Origin of the sequence: Mycobacterium sp. SMC-13 (genome assembly GCF_045311035.1) — a bacterium.
GTDB lineage: Bacteria > Actinomycetota > Actinomycetes > Mycobacteriales > Mycobacteriaceae > Mycobacterium.
This window is the reverse complement of sequence record NZ_JBJIAI010000081.1, coordinates 1-1,447: the sequence shown is the minus strand read 5'-3', so window position 1 is coordinate 1,447 and position 1,447 is coordinate 1. Positions and strand designations below refer to the sequence as shown.

The window sequence follows — 1,447 nt, the reverse complement described above, 5'->3', positions numbered from 1 at the left end:
CCGTTGGGGTTGTGCGCCTCCAGCTTGGCCCAAAATCCGGTGTCAGATGTAGCAAAAGGTTCCGACACCCACAACACCGGGGTGTTACCCACCAACGTGTTGGGGTCGTGGAACTTCGGTCCCAGGTGAGTGCAACTACGACGAGAAGACAGAGCAATACTGTTGTTCATGAAAAATTCCCTGTGTGAGGGCCGCAACGATACGGCCGAAAGGTAGTAACGGGCGCTTGAGCCGCACCGGCGATACCACGATCGCTCCAGCAGCCGAACCCGACCCTCAGCAGCGAATCACACACAAATCAGTAAGAAGGACCCGCCCGAAGCGCGGAATCCCCGGGCAGCGGCGTCGCCGAGGCGATCCACGACACTCACGCCCAGACCACAGCGCCCCGAGAGCACCAGCGCCCAGCATCACACCCACGGTGACCAACACCCGCAACGGACCATCCGTTCGGACACTCAACGCAGGTACGTCAAAAACCGAGCACCACGCCGCATGCAAGGTACTGCCTACATGCGGATGCGCCGTCATTGCGGCGACATTGATTGCCGGCGCTCCAGAGATCGTGATCGGTGCCTGATGATGCTGAGGTGCGCGGAGGTGCTGTCCACGGTCACCGATGCAGTGCGCCAGCGGCAAACTGGCAGTAATGCCGACCAGCAGCGCCACCAACCACAGCCGCACCCGACTGCGACAGCATCGGCGGCCCCAGATCCTCACGGCCACAAAACTACCATGGCCCCAATGCCCCTAGCGGGTATGTGATCAAATCGTCACGCAATGCCGCGACGCGCCGAGCCGTTTCGGCCCACCCCCGCAAACCTTCCAGCACAGCGCTTCATGGCCGGCGCTGTCGCGGCGGGCGACACCGGACATGCATACCCCCTACGGGTGTGCGTGGCGGTGTTAAGGTAGGGCGATGGCGCTCACAGGTGACCGTGCCTGCGCCCGTGGCAGACTCGCCGCGGGCGCAGTGTGGGTGCTGCTGGCGCTCGCTGTCGCGCTGATCCCAGCGCTCCAATGCCCCCCGACTCACGATTTCGAGGGCCAGCATGTTCCGCGTGCGTCGCTGATACCCGCAGCGCAGGGGCTATCTACCGAGATTGCCGCCGCCCACACCGTCGATGTTCACCAGGAATGTCAACTGCCAGTGGCCGCCTCAGCAATCATGGCTACTGCAGGCGTTGGGCGCGGATGGGGAGTGCCGGCGGCGCTTGCGGTCGTCCTGTCAATGGCATTGCGGGCAGTGCGGTCGCCGAACACCCGCGGCCCGCCGTCACGCACTGCGATCTGGCTTCTGCATGGCGGTCGTGAGCGACTGCGGCATTTCTGCGTGATGCGGAACTGACTGACGATACCCACGGCCCTCAATCCCGGGGCCGCTGGTACCGGCAATCATCCATCACGGCCACCTCAACGGCGGCCCACACGCAAGGAATCCCTATGA

The 1,447-nt window shown here is 63.9% G+C and carries 1 pseudogene; it reads right to left on the bottom strand.

From position 1 onward, the window contains the following. Positions 1 to 170 (bottom strand): annotated as a pseudogene (locus ACJH6I_RS31750) (pyridoxal-5'-phosphate-dependent protein subunit beta); the annotation flags it as partial. Positions 171 to 1,447 lie beyond the last annotated feature (1,277 nt).